Consider the following 25,500-nt stretch of genomic DNA (forward strand, 5'->3'; position numbering starts at 1 on the left):
GCAAGGGGGCGCCCCGCCTTTTTTATTGTGTCCTGGAGACGTCGTTCAAGCGTTCAGGCCGGTTGCGCGTTGACCCGTTGCATGACGCGCATCGTGCTGACCACCGCGGCGACCGCCGAGAAGCATGCGGCTACATAGAGCGCGATGGTCGGCCCGTGTTGTGGCGCAATGCCGAAGATCAGCGCGACCAGCGCCGCGCCGAGCGTCTGGCCGGTCAGGCGCGCGGTGCCCAGCATGCCGCTCGCGCCGCCGCTGCGCTCGCGCGGCGCCGCGGACAGCATGGTGCGATTGTTCGGCGACTGGAAGATGCCAAAGCCGGCGCCGCATAAGGCCATGCGCCACGCGATCTGCATGGCGTCCGGATGCGCGCCGAGCGTGGCGAGCAGCAACAGCCCGGCCGTCATCGCGACAAGTCCGACGCCGCCCAGCCATCCCGACGACACCTTGTCCGACAGCACGCCCGCAATCGGCGCCGCGATGATGATGACGGCGGGCCAGGGTGTCATGAGCAGTCCGGTTTCCACCTGCGATAAACCCAGCGTCTCCTGCAACAGAAAGGGCAGCGACACGAAGGCGAGCATCTGCGCGCAGAACGAACAGACCGAGGTGCCGATGGAAAGCGCGAAGATGGGAATCCTGAGCAAATCGATCGGCAGCAAGGGCGCCGGCTGCGTCAATTGACGGCGCACGAAGAAATAGCCGATCACCGCTGCAGCGAGCGCTTCGATCGCGACGTAGCCGAATCCCTCGCCGTGGCCGAGTCCGTCGACGGCAAAAATCAGCAGGCCGAAGACGAACGCGTTCATCACCGCGCTCAGGTAGTCGTAGGGCGATTCGTGGCCGGGGTTCATCGGCAGCGCCTTGAAGCCGCCGACGATTGCCGCGATGCCGATCGGCACGTTGATGGCGAACAGCCACGGCCACGAGGCGACGGCGAGCACGCCGGAAGCGACGGTCGGCCCGACCGCCGACGACACCGCGACCACCATCGCGTTGATCGAGATGCCACGCCCGAGCTGCGCGGGCGGATAGATCATGCGCACCAGCGCCGTGTTCACGCTCATGATGCCCGCCGCGCCGAAGCCTTGAATCACGCGAGCGAGCGCGAGAGTCGGCAGCGAAGTCGACAATGCGCAACCGAACGACGCCACCGTGAACAGGATCAGCCCGGCCAGATAGATACGCCGGTAGCCGATGCGGTCGCCGAGCGAGGCGAGCGGCAGCAGCGAGATGGTGATCGCCAGTTGATAGGCGTTGACGACCCAGATCGAGCCGGCGGCGCTGGCGTGCAGGTTGCGTGCGATAGTCGGCAGCGCCACGTTGGCAATCGCGCTGTCGAGCACCGCCAGCGTGAGGGCGAGTGCGATGACCAGCATCGCCCAATAGCGCTGCGGAATCGGCAAGCCTTGTTCGGTGCTGTCGGAGAACGAGGTGTCGGGGGCGAGCGTGTCGGCCGCTTCGGCGGGTATGGCGCCGTCCTTGCGCGGTGGTTGTGCGTGCATCGATTGTTCGAGTTGTAGTGGGGCGGCTCGCCGCTCGCGCGTGCCGAGTGCCGCCGTGAAAGAGCCGGCAGGCGCAGCGACGATGGCCGGCGCTCTTTGCGCACGCCGGCCATCGCGTCTCCCGCGTTATTTGAGTTCGTACAAGCCGGTGTGAGTGGTCGAGTCGAGTTCGTTCAGATGCGTCATGAAACGCGCCACCGCGTTGGTCGTGTCCGCGTTGATCGGCAGATGCGGCACGCGCAGCGCATGCAGACGGAAGATATAGCGATGTGCCTTGTCGCCGCGCGGCGGCGCGGCGCCGCCGAAGCCGACCGTGCCGTAGTCGTTGCGCACCTGCAGCGCGCCTTGCGGCAGCAACGAGCCGTCCGCCTTGCCGGCGTTGCGCGGCAGCGAGCGGGCGTCACCCGGAATATTCACCACGACCCAGTGCCAGAAGCCGCTGCCGGTGGGCGCGTCGGGATCGTGAACGGTGAGCGCGAAGCTCTGCGTGTCGGGCGGCGGTCCCTCCCACTGCAACGCGGGCGAGATGTTCTCGCCGTCCACGCCGAAGGCCTTGTCGTGGTATTCGTGGGCTTTCGGCATGAAGCCGTTAGTGGGAAATTCGTCGGACCAGAGACGGAAATCTGCCATGATGTGCCTCCCTTCTTGAGTGGTTCTGGGATGGTCGGGGCGTGCGGTTTTGCAACCGGTTTGCAGGGCAGGGCGCCGCGCGGAAGTACCCCGAGTTAGCCAATCGAGTGTATCACCAGCGGCCTGAAGAATTCGTGCTAGCCGGGCAGGCTACAGGCGGCTTTCAGCCACGCTCCTCGAAGCTGGGCGCGTCGCTCTTCAGCCACTCGACGAGCCGCTGCAAGACACCTTCGATATCGCGATTGGCGCCACGCAAAGCGCATTCCCATACCACCGCGACGCGCCAGCCGTTGGCGAGCAGCGCCGCGCGAACCTTGTCGTCGTTGCTGCGATTGCGGCCGATCTTGTCGCGCCAGAACTCCGGCCGCGTTTGCGGCCATTTGAAAAGACGACAGTCGTGGCCGTGCCAGAAACAGCCGTGCACCAGCACGACGGCGCGGTAGCGCGGCAAGACGATGTCTGGGCGCCCCGGCAGATCGCGCGCATCGAGGCGAAAGCGAAAGCCCTGCCGGTGCAGCAGGCTGCGGATCAGGATTTCCGGTTTGGTATTGCGGCCGCGAATGCCGGACATCATCCGGCTGCGCGTCGCGCTGTCGACGATATCGACCATCTTTAACGCTTGGCTAGTGTTTCGACGCGGCGGCCACCGCGAGTCGCTGACCGCTCACGCGTAGAGCGAGAGCGTTTGCTTCGAACCATGGCGCGTCTCCTCGGCAAGCAGGGTTTGCACATGCGGCAGCATGATGCGCGCCACTTCGCGCATCACCGGCATCACGACGCTGTTGCCGAATTGCCGGTAGGCCTGCGTGTCGCTCACGGGGATCCGGAAGGTATCGGGAAAGCCCATCAGGCGCGCGCATTCACGTGGCGTAAGGCGGCGTGGACGCAGTGCCTCGCCCTGATAGACAAGGATCTCGGAGCCGTCCTTGTGATAACGCGCCGACAGCGTGCGCGTCACACTGTTCGGATAAGCCATGCCGAAGCCGAAACCGTTGCCCGCCGCGCGGTGTTTCTCCGCGTAGTTCTGCAGGTAAGTCCAGAGGTTCGGCGTGAGCGTGTACTTGGGCTGCACGCGTCGGCTCGCGTGGTCGAAGAAGCGGTCGTGGTCCCACGGCAGCACCGGTTCGCTCCCGTCCGTGCGATGCAGGATCGAGCCCAGGCGCGGCCCGTCTTCCGGCAGATGCAGGTCGTCCCAGGAGAACGAAGTCTTGCCGCGAAAGCCGACGATAATGATCCGTTCCCGATGCTGCGGCGTGAAATGCTGGCCGTCGACCACGCGATAGTGCACTTCGTAGCCGAGTTCGTCGCGCAAGGTTTGCAGGATCACGTCGAAGGTGCGACCCTTGTCGTGCGAGAGCAGGTTCTTCACGTTCTCCAGCAGGAACGCGGCGGGGCGCTTCGCCTCGATGATCCGCGCGACGTCGAAAAAGAGCGTGCCCTGGGTCGTGCATTCGAAACCGTGTGGCCGGCCCAACGCGTTCTTCTTGCTCACGCCGGCGATCGAAAACGGCTGGCACGGGAAGCCGCCGAGCAGCACGTCGTGGCTCGGCACCTCTTCAGCCGGAAACGAGACGATGTCGCCGATCAGTGCGTGCTCGCCGCCGCCGGGGTAATTCTCGCGATAGGTCTTGGTCGAAAAATCGTTCCACTCGCTCGTGAAGACGCAGTCGCCGCCATGCGCTTCGAAGCCCATGCGAATCCCGCCGATGCCGGCGAACAGATCGATGAAGCGGAACTGGGCGTCGCCAGCCGCGCTGCGTTTGGCCCGCGCGCGGTTTTGCAGCAGATCGCGCAAGGCCGGTTCCAGCATCGCCGGGCACTGCGTTTCGCCTTTTTCCCAGCGGCGCACCGTCTTGATGTCCTTGCCGACATGCGCGGCGATTTCGCGTTGAGTGAAGCGGGCGCGCGCTTGCTTGAGCAGTGCGAGCGGTGCGGCGAGGGTCACGGGCGTCCTTGCTGGGAATTTTTGCGGACATTATGACCTAAGGTCGTCCCATTTCCCTATTTTTTGCGTAGCTTGGGCAGAAAGTTTCCAGGTTCGGCACACCGGGACAGCGCAAGTCCACCGCTAAATGTGGCTGTCACAGTTGCGCGTGTACGCTTCCAGGGTGACGCGAATTCCCCGCGTTGCGACGTGTTGAGGCCGCGAAGTGTTTCGCGGCCTTTTTTTAACTCGCGCAAATGGGCTGCCGCCGGTCCGGAAAAGGGCCGGGGTTCAGGCTCGCAGCGCGTCAGCCCGGGTGGCTGGCGTTGGCCGGATACGGCGGTGGGAACAGGGCGGCGGAGGCCGGCGCCAATTCATCCCAGGCCAGCTGAGGTTCGGCTTCGTACTGATCGAGCTGGAGCAGGAGACTGTCGACCGTGCACAGTTGCGCGTGGGACAGGTTGCCGGCGTCGAGCAACTGGTACAGACGCTTGCGCCAATACGCGGCCGGCAGGATCGGGCCGCCCAGATCGCCGTGTAAAGCCGGCCGCATCACACGCGCAATGTGCGCGATGTCCCGGTCGATCAGTGCGGCTTGGGATGATCCCGAAAGCGTAATGAGTGTGCGGTCCATGACTCCTCCTTCGCACCTTTACGGCAGGCTGTGGCGGGACTTTAGGCCTTTCTGAAAATATTTTTCGCGACGCGCGCTGGCGAAACCAGGCCGGGCGCAGGCACGGGCACACCCGTTGCTGAGTACGGATACTGGCGTAATGTCGCGCCGGCATTCCAAATAGTGGAGCCGAACATGAACAAGGACCAGGTGAAGGGTGTGACCGAGCAGGTCAAGGGCAAGGTCAATGAAGCGGTCGGCAAGGCCACGAACAACCCGGGCAAGGAAATAAAGGGCGATCTGCAACAGGGCGCGGGCAAGGTGCAGAAGGCCTATGGCGACGCCAAGGAAGACGCCAAGGACAACGCCAAGCGCAACGCGCCGTAATTCGGCTTGCGACGGGGTTGGACGGAAAAGGCGCTTCGGCGCCTTTTCTTTTTGCCGACGCTTTTGCGTTGTGCAAACGGACTTTTTCGACCGATGGCGGATTTTGCCTGGGAGTAACCCGGGGTTGGCGTCCAGAGCATTCCGCACGCGGTGCGCCGCCTTTAGACTTGGCGCATCCAACACGGAGACGGCGCCCATGACACCCGAAAAAATTCTTTCGATGTTCGAACGGCAATACCTTGAGGGCAAAACGCCCGTCGACCTGGAACAGACCTGCGCGAGCTTCGCCAGTTGGCTGGCGGCGGCGTGGGAGCTGCTCGATGGCGAGCAGAAGACGCTGCTGCTGACGGTCGGCGCGTCCTTGTGGCGCGAAGGTTATAACTTGCGCGCCGGCACGGCGACCAAGGATTTGTGGTGAGTGCGGGCTAGTGTGCGTTTTTGTTAGCGGGCCGCCGCTTACACGCATGTCGACTGTAAAACTTGCGCGCCCATAGGACCGTTGAGTTGCGCGCGCACGCGTTGCGCCGAGTCGGTTTATATTTGGCGATCTTGCGTCGGGATCTTCGCTGCCGGTCGTCTGGCCGGCTGACGAGGCCCGATTTTCGTATCAAGCCGCCACTTTCGCAAAAGGTTACACCGCCACATGACCGAACTATCCGCTTTTCCGATCACGAAGAAATGGCCTGCCGAGCATCCGGACCGGATTCAGCTCTACTCGTTGCCGACACCGAATGGCGTGAAGGTGTCGATCATGCTCGAAGAAACGGGTTTGCCGTACGAGCCGCATCTCGTGCGCTTCGATGCCAACGATCAGATGACGCCGGAGTTTCTGTCGCTCAATCCGAACAACAAGATTCCGGCGATCATCGATCCGAACGGGCCTGACGGCAAGCCGTTGCCGTTGTTCGAATCCGGCGCGATCCTGATTTATCTCGCGGACAAGAGCGGCCAGTTCATTCCGCAGGATGCCGTCGGCCGCTATGAAGCGATCCAATGGGTGATGTTCCAGATGGGCGGCATCGGGCCGATGTTCGGCCAGGTGGGTTTCTTCCACAAGTTCGCCGGCAAGGAGTACGAAGACAAGCGTCCGCGCGATCGCTATATCGGTGAATCGAAACGGTTGCTCGGCGTGTTGGATCGGCAGCTCGAAGGACGTGACTGGATTCTGGGTGATACGTATTCGATCGCCGATATCGCCACGTTTCCTTGGGTGCGCAATCTGATCGGCTTCTATGAAGCGGGCGATCTCGTCGGCATTCAGGACTTCCCGAACGTGACGCGCGCACTGGCTGCGTTCGTCGCGCGCCCGGCTGTGGCGAAGGGACTGGATATTCCGAAGCGTCCGTCGTAGTCGATTCATACGGCCGGGCGGCGGATTTCGTCGGCCGGCCGTCTTCACCTTGCGCCCGCCGCGCTCTCTGCGTGGATCTTGGGTTGTCTCTCTTCTATTTGCGTTCGCTTAACGCCGCTTCGACTGCATCATCATCGTCCGCGATAGTGCTCAGCCATGTGATCGACGAACGCCCGTACCTTGGGCGCCACATAACGCGTTTGCGGATACAGCGCGTAGTAATGGCGGCTTCCGAGCGCGTAGCCCGGCAAGACCTGAACGAGACGGCCGCTTCGGATGTCTGTCTGAACCGTCTGCCGCGTAAAGGCGGCAATACCTGCGCCCGCGAGCGCCGCGCAGTAGAGCGCAGTGATAGCGTCCGTTCTCAGCCGGCTGCGTGGCAAGACATGGATTGGCGCGCCTTGCTCGGATGTCAGCACCCATTCTGTCGCTTCGAGCGCGCCGGTAAAAGACAGTAACTCGTGCTCGGCGAATTGGCCGGCTGTGTGTGGGAGTCCGTGTCGAGCCAGATAGGTCGGCGATGCGACCAGAACGACGTCCGAGACGGTCAAGGTCTTCGCAACCAATGTCGTGTCCGCCAATGGTCCGCTGATGCGTAGCGCTACGTCAATGCCCTCTGCAACGAGGTCGACGAACTGGTCGCTGCACGACAACTCCAGCTCAATGTCGGGATAACGCTTCTGGAACGCCGGAAGCCAGTCAGCCAGTTCCAGTGTGCCGATGGCAAGCGGCGCGGTGACGCGCAGCAAGCCGGCCGCCTGTTGATGTTCGTTCGTCATGGCCTGCGCCGCTGCTTCCACGCGATCGAGAATATCGACGCTGGCTTTGTAGTAGCGTTCACCCGCGGCCGTCAGCGTAAAGCGTCGCGTGTTACGGTTGAGCAACTGAACACCAAGCGAAATCTCGAGCTGCTTCAATTGACGCGACACGCTCGAATGCGTGGTGTCGAGCCGCTCGGCCGCAGCCGAAAACCCTTGCGCTTCGACGATGAAGCGGAAGGCGCGCATTGCAAGCAACTGGTCCATGGGCGAGATTGGCGCTACGCGGCGTCACCACGAAGTGAATCGGGCCAATGCTTAGCGCAGCGGTAAGTGAATGATTTCCGACGTGCTCATCACGTCGCCAAACGGTCCTTCGATTTCGGCCAGTGACGCACGATGCATGCAGTGCACCGCCGAGGCGTCCGATGTTAACACGATCCAGGCAGCCACCAGCGAATCACCTCGGCCGATAATCGTTAGGATCGCGGATTATCTGATTGGCCTAATGAGCTTCGTGTCGTCCGTTAGGCTGTCAGCGACAGTACGTCGGCGGTGCTCATCACGGAGCCGAAGGTGTCGGCAATTTCAGCCAGCGCCGACCGATGCAGCATATCGTGCCCGACGCGCAACTCGCTATCGACGACGATGTCGCGGGTCGCGCATGCATCGGCGGCTACGACAACTTCAAAGCCTGCCGGTACCGCATCTCGGGCGGCACCGGCTACGCAGGCGTGCGTCATGAGGCCACCAATGACGAGATGCGTGATGCCATCGTCTTTCAGCGTCTGCGCGAGATCCGTGCTGGCAAATACGCTCACGGAGCTTTTCTCGACCACGCGATGGACGGGCTTCGGCTGCATGTCGGCGTGAATTTCGACTTGCCGGCTACCGGCAGCAAACAGAGGCGAGCCGGCCGGCGCAACGTGCTGCACGTGGACGACACGCCACCCATGGCGGTCGGCGCATTCGACAAGCCGGCGCGCGTTTTGCAATGCAGCCGCGCCATCAGGAATGGGCAGCGAACCCGTGAAATATTCGTTCTGAAAGTCGATCAGCAGCAACGCGGTGGTGCGAGCCGGCAGCGACGCGGGTAAGCAGGCACCGAGGATGCTACGAAGTGTGGGGCTAGACATGGTTCTCTTCGGAAGTATTGGAGAGGAACCGAGTCTACGGTCAGCGAAGCGTCGCAACAACGCTACGGGCGAGACAAAGTCTGTGCGTGATTTGCACAGATCGATGCCGCCGGAGTGGTTTTCTCGTGCGGCGGCTTGCGTGTTACGCAAGAGCGACCATCGCGAGAGGTTCTGCATGTTTAGGGCACTAGACGACTTGTTGAACTGTCGTAGCCTGATCCTTACCAAACATCTCATCCGCGTGGTGGGATACTCGCCACGCGTCCCCGGAATAGGTAATGAATCCACCTCAGCACGTCCGGATTGCTGGCCTCGACGGCTTACGTGCGCTTTCTGTCATAGCGGTATTTCTTGCGCATACCGGTCTTGCAGGCGTTGTGGGGGGCGGGTATGTCGGTGTCGACGTATTTTTCGTTTTGAGCGGCTACCTGATCACGAGCCTGCTGGTAGCGGAACAATTGCGCACCGGGCGGATCGATTTGCCGGCGTTTTTTTGGCGCCGCGCCCGGAGGCTGTACCCGGCCCTATTGCTGATGCTTGCCGGCGTCACGGTCTATTGTCTGATATTTCCTGCCCCGTTGAGATGGGCTCTGGAAGTCCTGCCGGCTTTCTTCTATGCGATGAATTGGGTGCGTGCGTTCGAGATCTACGACGCGCATCTCACCGGACATACATGGACGCTTGCGATCGAGGAGCAGTTTTACCTCGTTTGGCCCCTGATCCTGCTGGGCGTGTTGAAATTTTGGCCACGTCGCATCCTGATCGCGGTCGCGCTTCTCACAGTCGCGGTGATTGGGTGGCGTTCGTTTCTGATCTCGCATGACTTCCCAATGGTCCGCGTTTATTGTGGTTTCGATACCCACTCCGACGGTCTTCTGATCGGTGCGTTGCTGGCGGCGGCGCCTCGCAGTTGGATCTCCCGGGCCGGCAAGTTGTGGCCGATTGCTGCTGCCTATATCTGTTTCGTGCTGCTGAGCGAGACCGGCGTCGAGTTTTCGTTGCAGGCGTTGGGCTATCCGCTGACGCCGTTAGCCGCAGCACTCATCATTGCGAAGGTCGTGAGGGATCAGCGTTCCGGCTTGGTTCGTGTGCTCAATATCGCGCCGCTGGTGGGACTGGGGCGAGTTTCGTACGGCTTTTACCTGTGGCACTACGTTGTCCTGCAGTCGATGCTCTACGGTGGGCATGACACGCTGGGCGCATTTTTCGGTGGTTTCTCGCACCCGGATATCGCCATGGTGACGATCACTTTCGTCATATCGATGGTACTGACCTTATTCTCATGGTTTGTCGTCGAAAAACCGGCGATGGGATTGCGATTCCCCTGGCGGCGACGCGGTGATGGTCCGGGCCGAAGCCGCTGCGCGAGGTACGCGGCCGACGAAAACGCTCATTAGCGTGATGGGCGACGTTTGCCGCGTCTGCGACACCGAATAGTCGAGGGCGTCGCCATCAATTGTTTAGTTTTCGTGTCAGTCGATAGGTAATTGATTTGTTCGGCTTGCCGTGCAAGACATGGTAAGTTGCACACTGCCAGTCCCCACGCGAGAGGTAGTTCATGAATCTGGTCACGACGCTGCGCCGCGGACATCTTCTGAAACATGCCAATCTGTCGGGAGTCGGTCTCGAGATAGGGCCGTACGATCAGCCGACCGTGTTCAAGTCGGAAGCCGATGTGCGATATCTGGACTGGAAAGATAAAGAGCAACTGGTTCGGGAGTGCACGCACCCGGACATGATCGTCGACATACCTGAAATCGACTACGTGGTTCATTCGAACCGGTACGGCGACTACATCAGCGATAAGTTTGATTACATCATCGCGAATCATGTGATGGAACACGCGCCCAACATGATTCAATGGCTGTCCGATCTGTGCGACATGATGCAGCCGGGCGGAATTCTGTTTCTTGCCTTGCCCGACAAGAAATTCAGTTTCGACAAATATAGGCAGGACACGGCGCTGAGCCATTTCGTGGCCGAGTATCTGGCGGGCGTCGAGGAAATCCCGCGCGAACATCAAATCGAATGCGAGATCTATTACGACGAAGCATTCGTCAACAAGCCGATGCATGTGGCCGACAAGCTGGATATGAACCGTATCAGGCAGAAGCTGCAGGCACCTCCGCATGTCGGTATTCACAGCCACGTTTTCGAGAGCGGCACGATCGTGTCGAAGGTCTTGAAGCCGATCCTGAAGATGGGTTTCGTGGAGTTCAATCTCGTCGACTTCGTGCCTGCGCGCGGAGAAACTGGCGGGGAGATGATCATTGTTTTTCGCAAGGAACGTCCTCGCGTGGAACTCACGACCGAGGAGTTCTACGGTGCTCCGGTGGGTACGGAGAAGGCGGTGAACGCGAGCGCCGACCCGGCGGAGCGGCTCGCCGAGGCCGAAAAAGCCCTTGCCGAAATCCGAGCCAAGGTGGCAGTGATGCAAGAGGAGATTACATCGAGAACTTCGACGATCAGGGCGCTGGAGTCATCGACATCCTGGCGAATCACGGCGCCGCTGCGCGCCGCGGTGACGAAGCTGCGCGGACTCGGTGCGAGGGGGCGAAACGTATCGTATTGAGTGCGCGCGTCGAACCCGCTACTTACTCCGGTGTATCTGGCCACCGCGTCGCAATGGGCGTAGATAGCCGATTTGGGACCAAGGGCGGCAGCCTGAACAGGCCATCTCGAGAAAAACTCTCCTGCACCCAGGCGCTGCCTACACGGCCACACCGCTTCTTTGTATGATATTCGTCAGATGCCCTTCACCATTTGTCGGAGATCCCATGAAACCGATCAAATTGCGTGTGCCGCGCGAGGAAGCCGCCGACCTGCCGGACGATCTCACCGCGTGGGCGAGCCTCTCTGGCGTTGATCCGGGACTGACTGTATTGAGCGAGCCCGGTGCCGCGACCGACAGTAGCGCACCGGTCCTGTACCAGATCTACGTGAGCCAAAGCTTCTTCGAGCAGTTCCCGGAATGGCGGATGTACATCGAGCAGTAGGGGATCATGGCTCGATGCGCCGGGATAGTGGTCAGAAGGTCGCTTTGCGATTGATCCGGAGGAGCCATGTGCCGTCGGCAAGCGCTTTGTGAAAACATCGTACGAAATCCCTGGTTATATTCGTCGACAGGGGTCTGTAAGATAGCGATTCACCAGCGCCCCGAGCGCGGTGTGTGTTTTGAGCCGCGGCGTTGCCTGCGGCTTTTTTTTACCCGGCTTTTCTGAGCCGGGGTAGTAGTTTCCCTGGCGGCTCACCCTGGGGCATGGCGGTTGCGCATACTGGCTGCATACGCGGACCATCGCGTCAGGAGAGTGATCATGGCATGCCAGTCCTATGCTCCGTATCGCGGGTTCAGAATCGACGTTCAGGTCACGACCGGGAAGACGTTGTGTTTGCACAATGTCGGACGCCGGTACAAGGTGTCCTGGACTATCAGTTCGCCCAGCCAACCTGCACAAAAGGTTGCAAGTTTTCCAGAGCAACTGGAATTCATCTCTGAGCAAGACGCGTTCAGATACGCCGAGAAGCGAGCGCATACGTTTATCGACTGCATGCACTCGGAAGACTCCGCCATTTATTCCCTTCGTGATGGTGGGGGTGGGCGGGAGGAAGCGCCTCGGATGTGAAGGGGGATGGTTGGGCGATGCCTGTGTGGTCGACGTGCCCGGCGCTGCGTTGTACGCGTCTGCTCGTGTCTTGCGGTGATCGGGCGATTCCGCCTTGGCAGTCTTGGGTGACGACATCAACAAAAAGTCCGGCGGCGTTTTAGGCTAAGGAGCTTCTCGGGCAATCATGGCAAGCTGAAAAATTTAGTTCGTCCCTGACAGAATTCATACGTCAAGGGCTGATAGGGTTTCCGCTCGCTTTGCAATTTTTATACCCCCGCCAAGCCCCTAAATCCGTCTCCTGAGAAAGTACAGGTGCCATTTCCATGGAGCGTTGTAGTGAACATAAACGCCGAACGGGGATAGGTCTCGACCGAACAGCGACGATTGTTACATCACCGTTAGTCGCTGAAGGCGGGCACCCATTCCACGGCCGCTTGGGGCTCATGATCCATGGCCATCACAAAATGTCGTGCCATCACCTGCCTGAACGAATGTTATAGGCCGAAAAAGCCTTCTCAACCCGTGCGGAATCTAGACGAGCGCACGCATGGGAGCCTGCTCTGTCTTCCTCAGATGCTCCCGTCAGCGTGTCCGCGGCGAAAGCTGTGGCCCTATTGTCCCAGTAAGCACCCAGCAGAATTGCCGCAGGAACAGGATCGCGTTCGGCGGCGTCTTCATCGTGTTGATCGAGGTGACGTAGACGAAACAAAAACCCATAAGCTCCCAGAATCAACTGAGTACGATGCACCACATCGAGGATGTCTTTGGTTTCAATCACGCGCGTGATTCAACCTGACAATTTAACAAAGAAGCTAGCGGGCTATCCGCGAGCGTGAATGTTGGTTGCCATACGGTACTTCTGCCTTCAGCGTACGGTGAAACGCGCTCGGTGGATGGTAAGGCCGGCTGTAGGTGAAAGCCTAAAGAAAAGCCGCCTATGGCCGTAAAGACGCCCATGAAACGACAAATACCGGTCTGGATGCTGGTGGCGTCGCTGACCGGCTGCGCGAGCTGGTGCGATCACAGTTCCGACGTTCAAAAATGTATGAATCGCGTACATGCTGCCCAGGCGGTCGGCGCGGTGGCGCTCGTGGTGACCGCGGTTGTGCTCGTCGCGAAGAAATCTGGCGGCGGTGGTGTTGACGACGGGAGTCAAAGCTCTAACTACGGTCGACCGTACCCGGGAAATTGCCAATACGATTGGCAGACAGCCGCTGACGGATCACGTTGCGGCGCTCGGTCGGCCGAGTCGCGGCCGGGCGGTTATTGACCTACTCCCGGGACCGCAAGCCTTATTCTTCAACTTATTCCCTCCTCTTCGGAAGAAGACGTTCGCCCCGCCGGGTAGCGTCAGATGGTTTGATGCATAATCCCGGCTCGCCCACGCAGACGAGTTCACATGCAAGCGTTGCCCGCCCACAAGCCCCGAACGAAAAATATTGATCTGGAAGCATTGCGATCGATTGGCATTTTGTTTGTTCTATACCCTCACTCGCACAATATTTTCCCATGGAAAGTTGATTACGTTTCGAGGCTTTCGCCGGTTTTTTTTACGTGGACTGGAGTTGACCTGTTTTTTTGCGTTTCTGGGTACATCATCACGCGATCGGTTTTGTTTGAACTCAGGAATTGCAACGGCTGGGGTGATTTTGCGAAATTCGCAGTTCCATTCTGGGTAAGGCGCGCGTGGCGCCTTTGGCCAACGGCATGGCTGTGGCTGACCTACCTGCTGGCAGGATCGATATTATTCCACGCAAGCGGCTATTTTGGCGGAGGAGGCAGGAACTTCCTCTATCAGGTTTATTCGATGTTGCACCTTGCAAACCTTTATGGATGGTATTGCACGCTTAGCAATTCATGCGGCATCAATACCGTGTATTGGAGCCTGAGTCTGGAAGAGCAGTTCTACCTGCTCTTTCCTTTCCTGCTTTTTGCCATCCCGCGGAAATGGTGGTTTCACGCCTTTGCCGCGATAGTTCTGGTGCAAATCCCGCTGAATAGGGGCGGCTCGCTTCTTGGATTCGTGCGGTGCGACGCATTGGCGATTGGCGTAATCATTGGGCTATGGCAAAGTCGTGCGTCATATGCCGCGTTTCAGCCGAATTTTCTAGCTAACAAAAAATTGGCCTTGTTGACGGCCGTTATCTTGACCGTCTTCCTGGGGGCATTTGGGTGCCTACGAAATAACGATGATCCCATTTTCGACCGGGATCGTCGCAGTGCTATCGGGCCTGATGGTGTTCATATGCAGCTGGAATCAAGGTTACTTCGTTCCATATGCACCGCTTCGTGGGATCGCGGCTTATATTGGATCTCGATCGTATACCTTGTATGTCGTGCACATTCCGGCATTTATAACGGCTAAAGAGATCTGGTACCACATCCTCCCGGCTGGCACCGAACTGAACGGGACATACACAGTGCGTTTTGGCCTCACGGGTCTCGCGATTCTGATTATCTTTGTCGAGTTTAACTACAGAATTGTCGAAATCCCCTTGAGACGAAAGGGGCGAGCGATCGCTGATAGGCTTGGTTGGAAATTTTCGAAGCAGGATTCCACTGCGGATTCTTTCGAAAAGGTCGTTGCTGTTCAGTGACATGCTGCCGACCTTCCCCTGCTACAAAGCAGCCAGTGGGCGTCTTTTTCAAGCGCCGCTGCATCATCCTCAAAACCGATACTTCACCATACGCACGTCCGCGCCCGACCGACACCCCGGCAACCTTGCCGATCTGCCAAGCGTGGGGCGCATCGGAATGGATGGTTGAGGTGGGCACTCCCGGACCGGGCGACCAGTTATAGACAGTCACGTCCCAATCCGAGCGATACAGAACAACCCCGCTTCAGCACCTATGCGCCAGCCTTGGTATCCGAAATACGGCTCAACGGTGATCGAGACGCCCTGTGCATTGCCATTGCCGACAAAATTCGCATTCGGAACGTTGACCGGCATCGGGTTGATCAGTTTGGGTCTGCGTGCTGTAGTTCACGTCGACTGGAGTGCATTCGCACTGCGATGAGACATGTACGAGGCTGACGTAGCTGACGTGCCAGTCGATGCCCCATCTTTCACGTGTGTAGAGCGGCCGAGTGAAGCCCGCGGGCAGCACAGGCGCGCTCAAATCCGAGTTGATGCTGCATGCCTTGCTGATATCACGGGTTATCGCCTTGGGTACCGTCTCTGGAAACGCCGGCGCCAAGCTCGAGACGCACATAGTCGGTGATGCTGTCAGCGTGCGCGGCCGCAGCGGGACGGCCGAGCGACATTGCTACGGCTGCTGTTCTCCATCGGGCGCCGGGGTGTCGGTGTCCAAGTCGATTGTTGCTCCGACTCGGCGCGTGCGCTGTAGCACTCGTTCGATGGTCTGGGTGTCCAGTTCCAAGCGCGCCATCGCAAAGAACAGCATATGTGCGCCGAGCTCGCGCTTGTTCTTGGTGTCGTCGGATTTGGATGTGTACCGGCGAAATGCGCGGTTCCCAGCGACGCCGAACAGTTCCGTCATCTGCGTGCCGTGCAGACCGAGTTCCTTCTTGAGACGCTCGATGTCTTCCGGCTGAGGGGGCTTGTAATGCATGTCCGGAGATTTCCAGGTGCGCGAAAAGGCGCACGAAAGCAGGCTTTCATGATCGTTCCTATGGGGATGTCGGACCGCGCGGAAGGCGAGGTGCCAGTACGATCAGAGCAGGACCATCGGTCCTATATGTCAAGCAACACCACAACAATTTAATCAACAGCCGCCTAGTCGGCTTTTCCGATCGGTTGCGAGACTCTATGACGCATAGTTAGCGGGCGAGATCGACACGTCTTTGTCGAATGGCAACGATCGTCCAGAACATCGCAACCGCTTAAATTGCGCTGCCAGTGGGCTAGGCAATTGCGCCACGCCGGGGAGTGAGACGCGACAAGATTAGTCTCTGCGCGGGAATCTCTATCAGATGGTGGGCTGCTGCTGCGACCGCGATTGCCGCCAACCAGTACAAGGAAAATTTGGCTGCAATCGGATAGTCTGGCGTCATATAGCCGTGGTCCTCCGCATACCGCAAGACGAGTTGATGCACCATGTATAGAGCAAAACTGATCTCGCCAAGGTAAATGAGAGGCCGAGCTTGAAGCAGGCGAGACAGGGCGCCCCCTTCAAGTGCGAAGACGGCTATCAACAGAGTAAACAAAACGCCGGCGCCACAATTAGAGAGCCAGATTGCAACGGGCTTGATCGGATGGAAGGGTAGATCCGAGACGAATTTGAGATCGGCCGCCCAGATCGCTGACGCGACAATCAGCGCGGTACCGATCTCGAGCGCGCTCGCGCGCCAACCGCCTTTAATGGCGTTCCGAAGTTTGTCTCGCAATTGATAGGCTGCAATGCCCATCATGAATTCACTCAGCCTGGTGATGGGCGAAATGTACGCGGACCACAGCATTAACGGGCGCCCCATGTTCTTAAAGGCAAACAGCATTGCAGCCGTGACGATTGCTGTTCCTGCTAGTTTGGCTGCCCAGGTGGCATTTACCCGCCAAATTAGTAATGGGAAAACCGCATAGAAAAAGGCCTCATCGGACAAGCTCCACGAGATCCCGTTCAATGAGAAATACGTGGTGATGTCCCATGACCAGGCATGCAACAGAAGCACGTTGAGGATAGCGTCTGCGTCCCTCACCGAGCCACCTTCAAAATGGATCAGCCACAACGCCGCGGCAGCGCCAGCGAGATGGAGCGGCCAAATCCGGGCGAACCTCTTGAGATAGAAGATGAAGAGATCCGACCTCGAGGTGATCGTTCGATGGGTGTGGGCGAGAATGTACCCGGATAGAACGAAGAAGAGGGATACGGCTTGCGTGAGCGCCAGGTGGTTGGCGAGGCCGAAATAACCGAACTCGCGCCGCGTGTGAAAAACGACCACCATTGCTGCAGCGAAAAACCGCAACGACGTCAGCGAATTGATTTTTTGGGCTGGCACTGGTAAGGCTCCGAAAGATTTGGAGATCTTACCAGTGTCGTTGCGGCCGCATGGCAAATCGCTATATCACCATCGCAACATGGGCTCAGGCCCCGAGGTCGCGCGGTGCGGAATCAAGTGATAAGGCTCATCCTTGCTATAGAATGCGTTCCGCAAGCCAACTGGTGGGGCAGGCATGGCTCAACTATCACGGGGGAACATTTGAAAAGTATCGGGGAAGTTCTAGATCAGAGCGGAGGATTGGGTAAAGGATTCGGCTTTTTGCGGATAGCGCTAGCAGTCACTATCATTGGTTGGCACAGCCTGGTCATTTCTCAGGGTGATCGTATTTATTTCGACCAAAGATATATTTGGTCTTTGAATTATTTCTTGTTGCCAATGTTTTTTGGTTTGAGCGGTTTTCTCATTGCCGGCAGCGCGCAACGTCTCAGCATATTTGATTTTTACATCAACAGAGTTGCCAGAATATTTCCCGCCCTTGCTGTCGAAACAATAATATCCGCAATTATTATTGGTTCAGCAATAACGTCATTGCCGTTGGGCGATTACTTTACGCAACCAGGTTTTTTTGAGTATTTCAGAAACATGTATGGGGCGGTGGTATATGTCCTGCCCGGCGTTACCTTTCTGCCGCCTTACCCGGAGATTGTCAATGGCGTGATTTGGACCGTTCCTATCGAACTTGCCTGCTATCTCGTGATGGGCCTTCTGATTGTTTCGGGTTTACAGCGCCGTTGGGGACTGATCATTGGCGTCGGAATTTTCCTTCTCGCAATTCCTCACTTGATCAATCAGTTCAACATGCAGCAACTCAGTTCGTTTTTTGCAAGTTCGCACCACTTGAGTTTCCTGAATAGCGCTCGCGGAAAAACGTTGTTGCCGTCGTTTCTGTTCGGAGTCGCGGCCTACAACCTAAGGTACTCAATTCCGTTTAGCAGGATTGTCACGATGTTGTGCGTGGCGATAGTGATGGGCCTCGGAATTGCGGGCAATGTAAGCGAGGTGTTCTCTAATTTTATTTGCGCCTTGGTTTTATGCATCGCTTCCGTCGGCCTGATGTTGCAGATTGGTTGCTCCAATTTGGAAAAACTTTCTCCCAAGGGGGACTACTCGTATGGACTTTATATTTACTGCTTCCCATTTCAGCAGATAATCAATAAAGGAATGGCGATTGGCGGCGCCTTTGGTTTTTTTGCGAATTTTGCTCTGAGTCTGCTTATCGCTTTTTTCTTCGCAGCGTTTTCGTGGACATACGTGGAGAAACCGGTGCTTAAACTTCGCAAGCGATTCGGTCTTGTCAAAAAGGTGGAGTTGTCCGCTTAGAGTCTTCCAGGACAAGCGATCCACCGGACAGAAGCGACAATGACGCAGCACAAACCGCCCGCAGGGCGGTTTTTTTTCGCCTGAAACTAAGACCGCAAGCCCTCTCCAGAGGTTTTTTTGTTTCCGGGGATTGATGGAAGCCAAAGACATGTTGACGATGCCCGATCCGGAATTCCGCGCGCACGTTGTCGAATAGCTCGTTGCATACGATGCGGCGATTGCAGAGAACACCGAGGTCGCTCGGAAGGTAGAGGCGGCGGCCGATCAGGTCGCCGAGGACACTGCACTCATTCGCGGCATTCTGAGCGACGTCGCCGCCGGCGCGCGGTTCGTGTGTCGTCTCGCGGCCTCGTGGCGCTTCTTCCAGAGACAGGCGTTCATTCTCATCGTCCTGCCGCTGCTCGGGCTCTACGGATTCTGGTTCTACACGCAGTTCCATCGCTTGTGGGCGATCACCACGCCGCTGAGCGTCGCCGCGTTCCTTACAACCGTTGGCCTCGAATCGGCCCGGCTGGTCTTCACGAAAGAGACCTGGGGGCCGACGCCCACTCAACGTTGGTACGAGCCGCCGTCGAAGAAGGCGAGTGAGCCGGGTAACACGCAGCCTGGCGACGGTCTCCGATTCTGCGGCCGCGGGCTGATTCAAGTAACCGGCCGGCGCAATTACACGCTCGCGGCGATCGGCCTTGATCTCGATCTCCGCAATCCCTCCGAGCTACTTGAGCAACCGACCAACGCCGCGATGTCTGCGGGCCGGTATTCGTTCAACCGCAAGCTCAATGGAATCGCTGATGCTGGCGACTTCCTTGGCGTATCGCGGGCAGTGCGGCGTCGAAGGCGACACCGAACGGTTACTCGGAACGGCTGGCGTTATACGGCGCCGCGAAGGATGCGCTTGGCATCGTTTAACGGTTACACAAACATTTGATGTTTGTTCGTTTTTTGAGTCATTTGCGACCAGCCGCTTCAAGCGGCTTTATCGGTTTACGGGCCGTGACCGACGCTACCCAAATCCACGAAGAGAAAGAGACGTTTACCGTCGACGTCAACATCCCCGGCCACGAGCGACGCAAGACAACGGCACTGTTCGAACGCACGCGGAAGGTGCTGATCGCGCGCGACGGTGGGCGCTGCTTCATTTGCAACGCGACGGCAGAGGAGAGCGGTCATCCGCTTGAGGCGCATCACTACCCGATCGAGCGATAGTTCGCCGAGATGATCGACTGGTAGCGCTTCAAGTTCGACGCGCAGGCTGGCGTGTGGGGTGAGGCGATCAAGGAATCCGACTGGGACCACTTCACTGACTGGACCCAGTTCGTCGACGACATGACGGTCAACGACATGTTGCTTTGCAAGGCGCATCACATCGGGAAGGGCGAAGGCATGCATGCGTTGCCGTTCGCGATCTGGGGTATTCGTCCCTACTCCCCGTCGATTCCCCCAACGAATCTGGCTTGTGTTGGGCAAACGCGGACAATGACGGCAGCAAAAAGCCCCGCAGCGCAAGGCGTACGAGGCTTTTCTGGTAAAACTTGGGAGATGCTGGGAAGCTAGTTGGTCCCCCTGACAGGAATCGAACCTGTATCTAGCGCTTAGGAGGCACTTGTTCTATCCATTGAACTACAGGGAGAGGACCAAACCAAAATCATCGCCGCAATCCCGCTATCGAACAAGGTCTGCGGGGATCGGGCGAGTCCAAATTCGCCAGCGAGCGCAGAGTATATCAAACACGCCCAAACGCGAGGAGTGCCGCGCAAGAGCGCAGAAGCCTGTCCCACAAAGCAAACGGCCCAGCAGTCAAAGCCTGCTGGGCCATGCGAACCACGTCAACGAGCGCACGGGGCGCGCAACAAACTAACGCATCGCCCCCGCAACCCGACAAACCCGCCTCAGAACTCCACAACCGCGAACTCAGCCTTGCCCACGTCGCACAGCGGGCAGCGCCAGTCTTCGGGAATCGCGGCGAAGCGCGTGCCCGGCGCGATGCCTTCTTCGGGCAGGCCTTCTTCCTCGTTGTAGATCCAGCCGCAAATCAGGCAGACCCAGCTCTTATATTCAGTCACTTCAATTACTTCGCTCACGACGCACTCTTCTCTAGTTCAATGCAAGATCCGCCCAGTCTGCCCCTTTTTTGGGCACAGCGGCGACCTGCAATATTACCGGAATTTGCCAATTCTGCTGAAAACCACTGATGTGGCAGCGCCGCAAAGCGCCCGCGACAACGCCGAACCCACTCGGCGGACCGCGTCACACACAGCGTGTATGCTCTGATCCGCAGTTGATCTTTTGGACCGGCGCGCCGGGGCGCCTGGCATGAACTGCGACGATCGGCCTCAGGCCATTGAGGTGCCGTCGTCGCCGACATGGCCCGCGCAGACTCTCGTTTCCCAAAAAAGGAGAAAAACGATGTTCAAAAACAAATGGTTGGTCGGTGCGGCATTGGCCGGATTGCTCGCCGTATCCGGCGCGGCGCAGGCCGCGAGCGTGTCGTTCGTGCAGCCGGCGGACGGCGCGACCGTCAGCAATCCCGTCCACGTGGTATTCGGCGTCGACGGGATGAAGATCGCGCCGGCCGGTACGATGACGGAAGGCACGGGTCACCATCATCTGCTGGTGGACGGCAAGCCGCTGCCCAAGGGCGAGGTCATTCCCGCGAACGACAAGTCGCTGCACTTCGGCAAGGGCCAGACCGAAACCGATCTGACGCTGCCGCCGGGCGACCACACGCTGACGCTGCAATTCGGCGATGGCGCGCATCGTTCGTACGGTCCGGAAATGAGCAAGACCATCACCGTGCACGTGAAGTAATCCGCCGCGCGACACAGCCGGGCGCGTGCAAACGCCGTCCGGCTTCTTCATCATGCGCACCGGGCTTGTCCGCGTTTGGCAAGCCGGCCATTTGGCCTATCTCTTCCGGCATACAGGCACCCGCCCGCGCGCCCGGTACAATGGGCAGTTCCGACTCATCGCTGTCTTCTCCAATTCTCCATGTCGCTTTACACCATTACCGGAGCCCAACTGGCGTTCGGTCACGTCGCGTTGCTCGATCACGCGGATTTCTCTCTCGAAGCGGGCGAACGCGTCGGGCTGATTGGCCGCAACGGCGCGGGCAAGTCGTCGCTGCTGAAGATCGTCGCCGATCTGACCAAGCCTGACGACGGCCTCGTCACGCGTCAGCAGGGCCTGACTTCGGTCTACGTGCCACAGGAGCCGGAGTTCGACACGGACGACACGGTGTTCGACGCGGTCGCCGCCGGCCTCACGCACGCCCGCGCGCTGCTGGACGAATACGACGCGGTCGCCAACCAGCTCGCCGACGAACCGGAAGGTCCGGAGCACGACGCGCTGATGTCGCGCATGAACACGCTGCAATCGGCGCTTGACCATTCGGACGCCTGGAACTGGAGCACGCGCGTGGCTACCACGCTGCAACAGATCGGCCTGAACGGCGAGGCGCGCGTGGGCTCGCTGTCGGGCGGCATGCAAAAGCGCGTCGCGCTGGCGCGCGCGCTGGTCGTGCAGCCCGACGTGCTGCTGCTCGACGAGCCGACCAACCACCTCGACTTCGACGGCATCCGCTGGCTCGAAGACCTGCTGGTCTCGCTGCGCGCGGGCCTGCTCTTCATTACCCACGACCGCGCGTTTCTCGATCGCGTCGCCACGCGCATCGTCGAACTGGATCGCGGGCGTCTGCTCTCGTATCCGGGCAATTTCAGCGCTTACCAGACCAGGAAGGCGCAGCAGCTCGAAATCGAGCAAGTGGAAGCCGCCAAGTTCGACAAGCTGCTCGCGCAGGAGGAAGTGTGGATCCGTAAGGGCGTCGAGGCGCGCCGCACGCGCAGCGTCGGCCGGATCGCGCGGCTAGTGGAGATGCGCAACGAGCGCGCGGAACGCCGCAACGTGCTGGGCAACGTCAAGCTCGACGTCGGGCAGGGCGAAAAGTCCGGCAAGATCGTCGCCGAATTGACCGACGTCACCAAGCGCTACGGTTCGCGCACGGTGGTCGACAGCTTCACGGCCACGGTCATGCGCGGCGACAAGATCGGCTTTGTCGGTCCGAACGGCGCGGGCAAAACCACGCTGCTCAAGCTGATTCTCGGCGAACTGGCGCCGGACGAGGGCACGGTGCGCATCGGCACGAATCTGCAGGTCGCGTATTTCGACCAGATGCGCGCGCAGCTCGATCTGGAAAAGAGCCTCGCCGATACCATCAGCCCGGGCAGCGAGTGGGTCGAAGTCAACGGCCAGAAGAAGCACGTCATGAGCTATCTCGGCGACTTCCTGTTCGCGCCGGAACGCGCGCGTTCGCCGGTCAAGTCGCTGTCGGGCGGCGAGCGTAACCGCCTGCTGCTCGCACGCCTGTTCGCGCGTCCAGCCAACGTGCTGGTGCTCGACGAACCGACCAACGACCTCGACATTCCCACGCTCGAACTGCTCGAAGAACTGCTCACGGAATACGACGGCACGGTACTGCTGGTCAGCCATGATCGCGCGTTCCTCGATAACGTCGCGACGTCGGTGATCGCGTCGGAAGGCGGTGGCAAGTGGCGCGAGTATGTCGGCGGCTTTACCGATTGGCAGATCCAGCGCGACCGTTCACAGCAAATGGCGCTGGACGCGCAGAAGGAAGCCGGCAAGGACGCAGGCAAAGAAACGGCCGCGGCAAAAGACAGTTCCGCGGGCCGCAACACGCCGCAACGCGCCGCGAAGTTGTCGTTCAAGGAGCAGCGCGAACTGGACGCGCTGCCGGAGAAGATCGCCGCGCTCGAAGCCGAGCAGAAAGCGATAGGCGCACAACTCGAAGACGGCTCCGTGTTCGCCAAAGACGCGCAGGAAGGCACGCGTTTGACGGAGCGCTATGGCGCGATCGACGAAGAACTGCTGGTCGCGCTCGAACGCTGGGACGAGCTGGAAAAGCGGCGCAAATGAGGCACGGGGACGGCGCGGGATTGGGCCTAGCCACCGCCGTCCCTTATCCAGACGGCCAATCCCGTGCATCGTGAATTGCCGCGCGTATCGAAATCAGTAAAATACCCCGCGAACAGGCTTCCCCGGCGTTCGCACCAGCGTCGACGTTGCCCGCCCTGCTGCATGCAGGACAGGCTTCGAGCCGCCGTCGAGCGCGCCAACGGGAAGCCATGCGACAAAACAGCTTGCCCGCACTGCGGGCACCCCACCTAACCCCGTTGTTTCGTTTCGCTTTTTTTGAAAACTCAACGCATTGTCCACAGACCTGTGAACAGGACCTGTGGACAACGATGAACCGACGCACCGAGTCAACCATGTCTACGAAAAAGCCAAACGCCGCGTATAGCGAAGCGTCGATCAAGGTGTTGAAGGGCCTGGAGCCGGTCAAGCAACGGCCCGGGATGTACACCCGCACCGAGAATCCGCTGCACATCATTCAGGAAGTCATCGACAACGCGTCGGACGAGGCCCTCGGCGGCCACGGCCGGCAAATCACGGTCACGCTGCACGCGGACCATTCGGTCTCCGTCGAAGACGACGGCCGCGGCATTCCGTTCGGTCTGCACCCGGAAGAAGGCGTGCCGGTCGTCGAGATCGTTTTCACGCGCCTGCACGCGGGCGGCAAGTTCGACAAAGCCGCCGGCGGCGCGTACACGTTCTCGGGCGGCTTGCACGGCGTCGGCGTGTCCGTCACCAACGCGCTGTCCACGCGCCTCGACGTCACCGTGTGGCGCGACGGCAGGATCGCCGAACTGAGTTTCGCCAATGGCGACGTCGCCAAGGAACTCGAAGTGCGGCCCGCCGCGAAAGGCGACAAGAAATCCGGCACGCGCGTCACCGCGTGGGCCAATCCCAAGTACTTCGATTCGCCGAACCTGCCGCTCGGCGAACTGCAACGTCTGCTGCGCTCGAAAGCGGTGCTGCTGCCCGGCGTCGAAGTCACGCTGATCAACGAGAAAACCGGCGAACAGCAAAGCTGGAAATACGAAGACGGTCTGCGCGGCTATCTGCTCGAAGGCATGAACGGCAGCGATCTGCTGATTCCGCTGTTCGAGGGCGAGCGCTACGCCGAAAACTCGCGCGCGAGCGAAGAGACGTTCGCTGAGGGCGAGGGCGCCGCGTGGGTCGTCGCGTGGAGCGAGGAAGGTACGCTCACGCGCGAGTCGTACGTCAACCTGATTCCGACGCCCGCGGGCGGCACCCACGAATCGGGTTTGCGCGACGGTCTGTATCAGGCGGTGAAGAGCTTCGTCGAACTGCATAACCTGCAGCCGAAGGGCGTCAAACTTTTGGCGGAAGACGTGTTCGCGCGCGTGTCGTTCGTGCTGTCGGCGAAGGTGCTCGATCCGCAATTCCAAGGGCAGATCAAGGAACGCCTGAATAGCCGCGACGCGGTCAAGCTGGTGTCGTCGTTCGCGCGACCGGCGTTGGAGTTGTGGCTGAATCAGCACGTCGAGCACGGCAAGAAGCTCGCCGACCTCGTCATCAAGCAGGCGCAGGCGCGTACCCGCGCAGGCCAGAAGGTCGAGAAGCGCAAGAGCTCGGGCGTCGCTGTGTTGCCGGGCAAGCTGACCGATTGCGAATCGACGGAAATCGGCCGCAACGAACTGTTCCTCGTCGAGGGCGATTCGGCGGGCGGCTCTGCGAAGATGGGCCGCGACAAGGAATACCAGGCCATCCTGCCGCTGCGCGGCAAGGTGCTGAACACGTGGGAAACCGAGCGTGACCGCCTGTTCGCCAACAACGAGGTGCACGACATCTCGGTGGCGATCGGCGTCGATCCGCATAGCCCGGACGACAAGGTCGATCTGTCGAATCTGCGCTACGGCAAGATCTGCATTCTGTCGGACGCTGACGTCGACGGCTCGCACATTCAGGTGCTGCTGCTCACGCTGTTCTTCAAGCATTTCCCGCAATTGATTGAACGCGGCCATGTGTGCGTGGCGCGTCCGCCGCTGTTCCGGGTCGACGCGCCCGCGCGCGGCAAGAAGCCGGCGCAGAAGCTGTATGCGCTCGACGAAGGCGAACTCGAAGCGATTCTCGACAAGCTGCGCAAGGACGGCGTGCGCGATACGCAGTGGTCCATCAGCCGCTTCAAGGGCCTCGGCGAAATGAGCGCGGAACAGTTGTGGGACACCACGATGAACCCCGACACGCGGCGCCTCTCCCCGGTGGCGCTCGGCGAACTCGACTACGACGCCACGGTCGCGCGCATGACGATGCTGATGGGCAAGGGCGAAGCGGCGTCGCGCCGCAGCTGGCTGGAAGAAAAGGGCAACGAAGTGGAAGCGGATATCTGAGCGCGCTCATAGCGAACAAAGCGCGCGCATTGGATATTGAAAACGC

The 25,500-nt window shown here is 59.7% G+C and carries 24 protein-coding genes and 1 tRNA gene; 12 read left to right on the plus strand and 13 right to left on the minus strand.

The window, feature by feature from the left end; translation table 11 throughout:
* Positions 1-53: 53 nt before the first annotated feature.
* The 5 genes from PQR32_RS20870 to PQR32_RS20890 all read right to left on the minus strand — a co-directional run bounded on the left by PQR32_RS20870 (position 54) and on the right by PQR32_RS20890 (position 4,690).
* Positions 54-1,502, minus strand: a complete 1,449-nt coding sequence (locus PQR32_RS20870; RefSeq protein WP_408231072.1) for an MFS transporter — start codon at positions 1,500-1,502, stop codon at positions 54-56.
* Between the two features lie 126 nt (positions 1,503-1,628).
* On the minus strand, positions 1,629-2,132 hold the full coding sequence (locus PQR32_RS20875) for a YbhB/YbcL family Raf kinase inhibitor-like protein (protein ID WP_408231075.1): 504 nt from the start codon (positions 2,130-2,132) through the stop codon (positions 1,629-1,631).
* Between the two features lie 163 nt (positions 2,133-2,295).
* The gene (locus tag PQR32_RS20880; RefSeq protein ID WP_408231078.1) at positions 2,296-2,742 is read right to left on the minus strand and encodes a very short patch repair endonuclease; all 447 of its coding nucleotides are present in this window, start codon (positions 2,740-2,742) and stop codon (positions 2,296-2,298) included.
* Between the two features lie 54 nt (positions 2,743-2,796).
* Positions 2,797-4,077, minus strand: a complete 1,281-nt coding sequence (gene dcm, locus PQR32_RS20885) for a DNA (cytosine-5-)-methyltransferase (RefSeq protein WP_408231081.1) — start codon at positions 4,075-4,077, stop codon at positions 2,797-2,799.
* Between the two features lie 286 nt (positions 4,078-4,363).
* Positions 4,364-4,690, minus strand: a complete 327-nt coding sequence (locus PQR32_RS20890) for a hypothetical protein (protein WP_408231084.1) — start codon at positions 4,688-4,690, stop codon at positions 4,364-4,366.
* Positions 4,691-4,864: 174 nt separating this feature from the next.
* Between PQR32_RS20890 and PQR32_RS20895 the strand changes: the two genes are divergently transcribed.
* The 3 genes from PQR32_RS20895 to PQR32_RS20905 all read left to right on the plus strand — a co-directional run bounded on the left by PQR32_RS20895 (position 4,865) and on the right by PQR32_RS20905 (position 6,407).
* Positions 4,865-5,056 (plus strand): CsbD family protein, encoded by a 192-nt coding sequence (locus PQR32_RS20895; RefSeq protein ID WP_310812642.1) that lies wholly within the window; start codon positions 4,865-4,867, stop codon positions 5,054-5,056.
* 196 nt (positions 5,057-5,252) lie between these two features.
* Positions 5,253-5,474: a hypothetical protein gene (locus PQR32_RS20900; protein ID WP_408231087.1), complete on the plus strand. Its 222-nt coding sequence runs from the start codon at positions 5,253-5,255 to the stop codon at positions 5,472-5,474.
* A 225-nt stretch (positions 5,475-5,699) separates the two neighbouring features.
* Positions 5,700-6,407: a glutathione S-transferase N-terminal domain-containing protein gene (locus PQR32_RS20905; protein WP_408231090.1), complete on the plus strand. Its 708-nt coding sequence runs from the start codon at positions 5,700-5,702 to the stop codon at positions 6,405-6,407.
* A 131-nt stretch (positions 6,408-6,538) separates the two neighbouring features.
* Here the strand turns inward: PQR32_RS20905 and PQR32_RS20910 are convergent, their stop codons facing one another.
* A complete protein-coding gene (locus PQR32_RS20910; protein WP_408231093.1) occupies positions 6,539-7,432 on the minus strand; it encodes a LysR family transcriptional regulator in 894 nt (297 codons plus the stop codon).
* A gap of 260 nt (positions 7,433-7,692) precedes the next feature.
* Entirely contained in the window at positions 7,693-8,301 is a 609-nt protein-coding gene (locus tag PQR32_RS20915) for a cysteine hydrolase family protein (protein WP_408231095.1), read from the minus strand.
* A gap of 278 nt (positions 8,302-8,579) precedes the next feature.
* On the opposite strand from PQR32_RS20915, the gene PQR32_RS20920 reads away from it, so the two are divergent.
* From PQR32_RS20920 to PQR32_RS20930, 3 genes are all read left to right on the plus strand, one after another.
* Positions 8,580-9,698 (plus strand): acyltransferase family protein, encoded by a 1,119-nt coding sequence (locus tag PQR32_RS20920; RefSeq protein ID WP_408231098.1) that lies wholly within the window; start codon positions 8,580-8,582, stop codon positions 9,696-9,698.
* A 161-nt stretch (positions 9,699-9,859) separates the two neighbouring features.
* Positions 9,860-10,873: a class I SAM-dependent methyltransferase gene (locus PQR32_RS20925; RefSeq protein ID WP_408231101.1), complete on the plus strand. Its 1,014-nt coding sequence runs from the start codon at positions 9,860-9,862 to the stop codon at positions 10,871-10,873.
* A gap of 205 nt (positions 10,874-11,078) precedes the next feature.
* Complete coding sequence (locus PQR32_RS20930) at positions 11,079-11,297, plus strand: hypothetical protein (RefSeq protein WP_408231104.1); 219 nt, start codon at positions 11,079-11,081, stop codon at positions 11,295-11,297.
* A 1,084-nt stretch (positions 11,298-12,381) separates the two neighbouring features.
* Here PQR32_RS20930 and PQR32_RS20935 read toward each other — a convergent pair.
* Positions 12,382-12,684, minus strand: a complete 303-nt coding sequence (locus PQR32_RS20935; RefSeq protein ID WP_408231107.1) for a hypothetical protein — start codon at positions 12,682-12,684, stop codon at positions 12,382-12,384.
* Between the two features lie 621 nt (positions 12,685-13,305).
* Here PQR32_RS20935 and PQR32_RS20940 point away from each other — a divergent pair.
* Positions 13,306-14,271, plus strand: coding sequence for an acyltransferase family protein (locus PQR32_RS20940; RefSeq protein WP_408231110.1), 966 nt, complete (start codon positions 13,306-13,308; stop codon positions 14,269-14,271).
* 902 nt (positions 14,272-15,173) lie between these two features.
* On the opposite strand, the gene PQR32_RS20945 is transcribed toward PQR32_RS20940, so the two are convergent.
* Positions 15,174-15,479, minus strand: coding sequence for an XRE family transcriptional regulator (locus PQR32_RS20945; protein WP_408231113.1), 306 nt, complete (start codon positions 15,477-15,479; stop codon positions 15,174-15,176).
* A 292-nt stretch (positions 15,480-15,771) separates the two neighbouring features.
* Complete coding sequence (locus tag PQR32_RS20950; RefSeq protein WP_408231116.1) at positions 15,772-16,863, minus strand: acyltransferase family protein; 1,092 nt, start codon at positions 16,861-16,863, stop codon at positions 15,772-15,774.
* 117 nt (positions 16,864-16,980) lie between these two features.
* On the opposite strand from PQR32_RS20950, the gene PQR32_RS20955 reads away from it, so the two are divergent.
* Both PQR32_RS20955 and PQR32_RS20960 read left to right on the plus strand, forming a co-directional pair.
* Positions 16,981-18,186, plus strand: a complete 1,206-nt coding sequence (locus PQR32_RS20955; protein ID WP_408231119.1) for an acyltransferase family protein — start codon at positions 16,981-16,983, stop codon at positions 18,184-18,186.
* A 331-nt stretch (positions 18,187-18,517) separates the two neighbouring features.
* Positions 18,518-19,114, plus strand: coding sequence for a glycoside hydrolase family 19 protein (locus PQR32_RS20960; protein ID WP_408231122.1), 597 nt, complete (start codon positions 18,518-18,520; stop codon positions 19,112-19,114).
* A 56-nt stretch (positions 19,115-19,170) separates the two neighbouring features.
* On the opposite strand, the gene PQR32_RS20965 is transcribed toward PQR32_RS20960, so the two are convergent.
* From PQR32_RS20965 to PQR32_RS20975, 3 genes are all read right to left on the minus strand, one after another.
* Positions 19,171-19,575 (minus strand): hypothetical protein, encoded by a 405-nt coding sequence (locus PQR32_RS20965; protein ID WP_408231125.1) that lies wholly within the window; start codon positions 19,573-19,575, stop codon positions 19,171-19,173.
* A gap of 166 nt (positions 19,576-19,741) precedes the next feature.
* Positions 19,742-19,816 (minus strand) — tRNA-Arg (locus PQR32_RS20970).
* Between the two features lie 259 nt (positions 19,817-20,075).
* Entirely contained in the window at positions 20,076-20,267 is a 192-nt protein-coding gene (locus PQR32_RS20975) for a rubredoxin (protein WP_007175738.1), read from the minus strand.
* Positions 20,268-20,592: 325 nt separating this feature from the next.
* Between PQR32_RS20975 and PQR32_RS20980 the strand changes: the two genes are divergently transcribed.
* From PQR32_RS20980 to PQR32_RS20990, 3 genes are all read left to right on the plus strand, one after another.
* Positions 20,593-20,994, plus strand: a complete 402-nt coding sequence (locus PQR32_RS20980; protein ID WP_134456770.1) for a DUF4399 domain-containing protein — start codon at positions 20,593-20,595, stop codon at positions 20,992-20,994.
* Positions 20,995-21,174: 180 nt separating this feature from the next.
* Complete coding sequence (locus PQR32_RS20985; protein WP_408231127.1) at positions 21,175-23,115, plus strand: ATP-binding cassette domain-containing protein; 1,941 nt, start codon at positions 21,175-21,177, stop codon at positions 23,113-23,115.
* Between the two features lie 353 nt (positions 23,116-23,468).
* Positions 23,469-25,454, plus strand: a complete 1,986-nt coding sequence (locus PQR32_RS20990; protein WP_408231130.1) for a DNA topoisomerase IV subunit B — start codon at positions 23,469-23,471, stop codon at positions 25,452-25,454.
* Positions 25,455-25,500 lie beyond the last annotated feature (46 nt).

Origin of the sequence: Paraburkholderia dipogonis (genome assembly GCF_046027395.1) — a bacterium.
Classification (GTDB): domain Bacteria; phylum Pseudomonadota; class Gammaproteobacteria; order Burkholderiales; family Burkholderiaceae; genus Paraburkholderia; species Paraburkholderia dipogonis_A.

What these genes read in the sequence shown, in the direction of transcription:
- PQR32_RS20870 (WP_408231072.1), bottom strand. Translation starts at nt 1,502, where the DNA reads ATGCACGCACAACCACCGCGCAAGGACGGCGCCATACCCGCCGAAGCG.
- PQR32_RS20875 (WP_408231075.1), bottom strand. Translation starts at nt 2,132, where the DNA reads ATGGCAGATTTCCGTCTCTGGTCCGACGAATTTCCCACTAACGGCTTC.
- PQR32_RS20880 (WP_408231078.1), bottom strand. Translation starts at nt 2,742, where the DNA reads ATGGTCGATATCGTCGACAGCGCGACGCGCAGCCGGATGATGTCCGGC.
- PQR32_RS20890 (WP_408231084.1), bottom strand. Translation starts at nt 4,690, where the DNA reads ATGGACCGCACACTCATTACGCTTTCGGGATCATCCCAAGCCGCACTG.
- PQR32_RS20895 (WP_310812642.1), top strand. Translation starts at nt 4,865, where the DNA reads ATGAACAAGGACCAGGTGAAGGGTGTGACCGAGCAGGTCAAGGGCAAG.
- PQR32_RS20900 (WP_408231087.1), top strand. Translation starts at nt 5,253, where the DNA reads ATGACACCCGAAAAAATTCTTTCGATGTTCGAACGGCAATACCTTGAG.
- PQR32_RS20905 (WP_408231090.1), top strand. Translation starts at nt 5,700, where the DNA reads ATGACCGAACTATCCGCTTTTCCGATCACGAAGAAATGGCCTGCCGAG.
- PQR32_RS20910 (WP_408231093.1), bottom strand. Translation starts at nt 7,432, where the DNA reads ATGGACCAGTTGCTTGCAATGCGCGCCTTCCGCTTCATCGTCGAAGCG.
- PQR32_RS20915 (WP_408231095.1), bottom strand. Translation starts at nt 8,301, where the DNA reads ATGTCTAGCCCCACACTTCGTAGCATCCTCGGTGCCTGCTTACCCGCG.
- PQR32_RS20920 (WP_408231098.1), top strand. Translation starts at nt 8,580, where the DNA reads ATGAATCCACCTCAGCACGTCCGGATTGCTGGCCTCGACGGCTTACGT.
- PQR32_RS20925 (WP_408231101.1), top strand. Translation starts at nt 9,860, where the DNA reads ATGAATCTGGTCACGACGCTGCGCCGCGGACATCTTCTGAAACATGCC.
- PQR32_RS20930 (WP_408231104.1), top strand. Translation starts at nt 11,079, where the DNA reads ATGAAACCGATCAAATTGCGTGTGCCGCGCGAGGAAGCCGCCGACCTG.
- PQR32_RS20940 (WP_408231110.1), top strand. Translation starts at nt 13,306, where the DNA reads ATGCAAGCGTTGCCCGCCCACAAGCCCCGAACGAAAAATATTGATCTG.
- PQR32_RS20945 (WP_408231113.1), bottom strand. Translation starts at nt 15,479, where the DNA reads ATGCATTACAAGCCCCCTCAGCCGGAAGACATCGAGCGTCTCAAGAAG.
- PQR32_RS20965 (WP_408231125.1), bottom strand. Translation starts at nt 19,575, where the DNA reads ATGCATGCCTTCGCCCTTCCCGATGTGATGCGCCTTGCAAAGCAACAT.
- PQR32_RS20980 (WP_134456770.1), top strand. Translation starts at nt 20,593, where the DNA reads ATGTTCAAAAACAAATGGTTGGTCGGTGCGGCATTGGCCGGATTGCTC.
- PQR32_RS20985 (WP_408231127.1), top strand. Translation starts at nt 21,175, where the DNA reads ATGTCGCTTTACACCATTACCGGAGCCCAACTGGCGTTCGGTCACGTC.
- PQR32_RS20990 (WP_408231130.1), top strand. Translation starts at nt 23,469, where the DNA reads ATGTCTACGAAAAAGCCAAACGCCGCGTATAGCGAAGCGTCGATCAAG.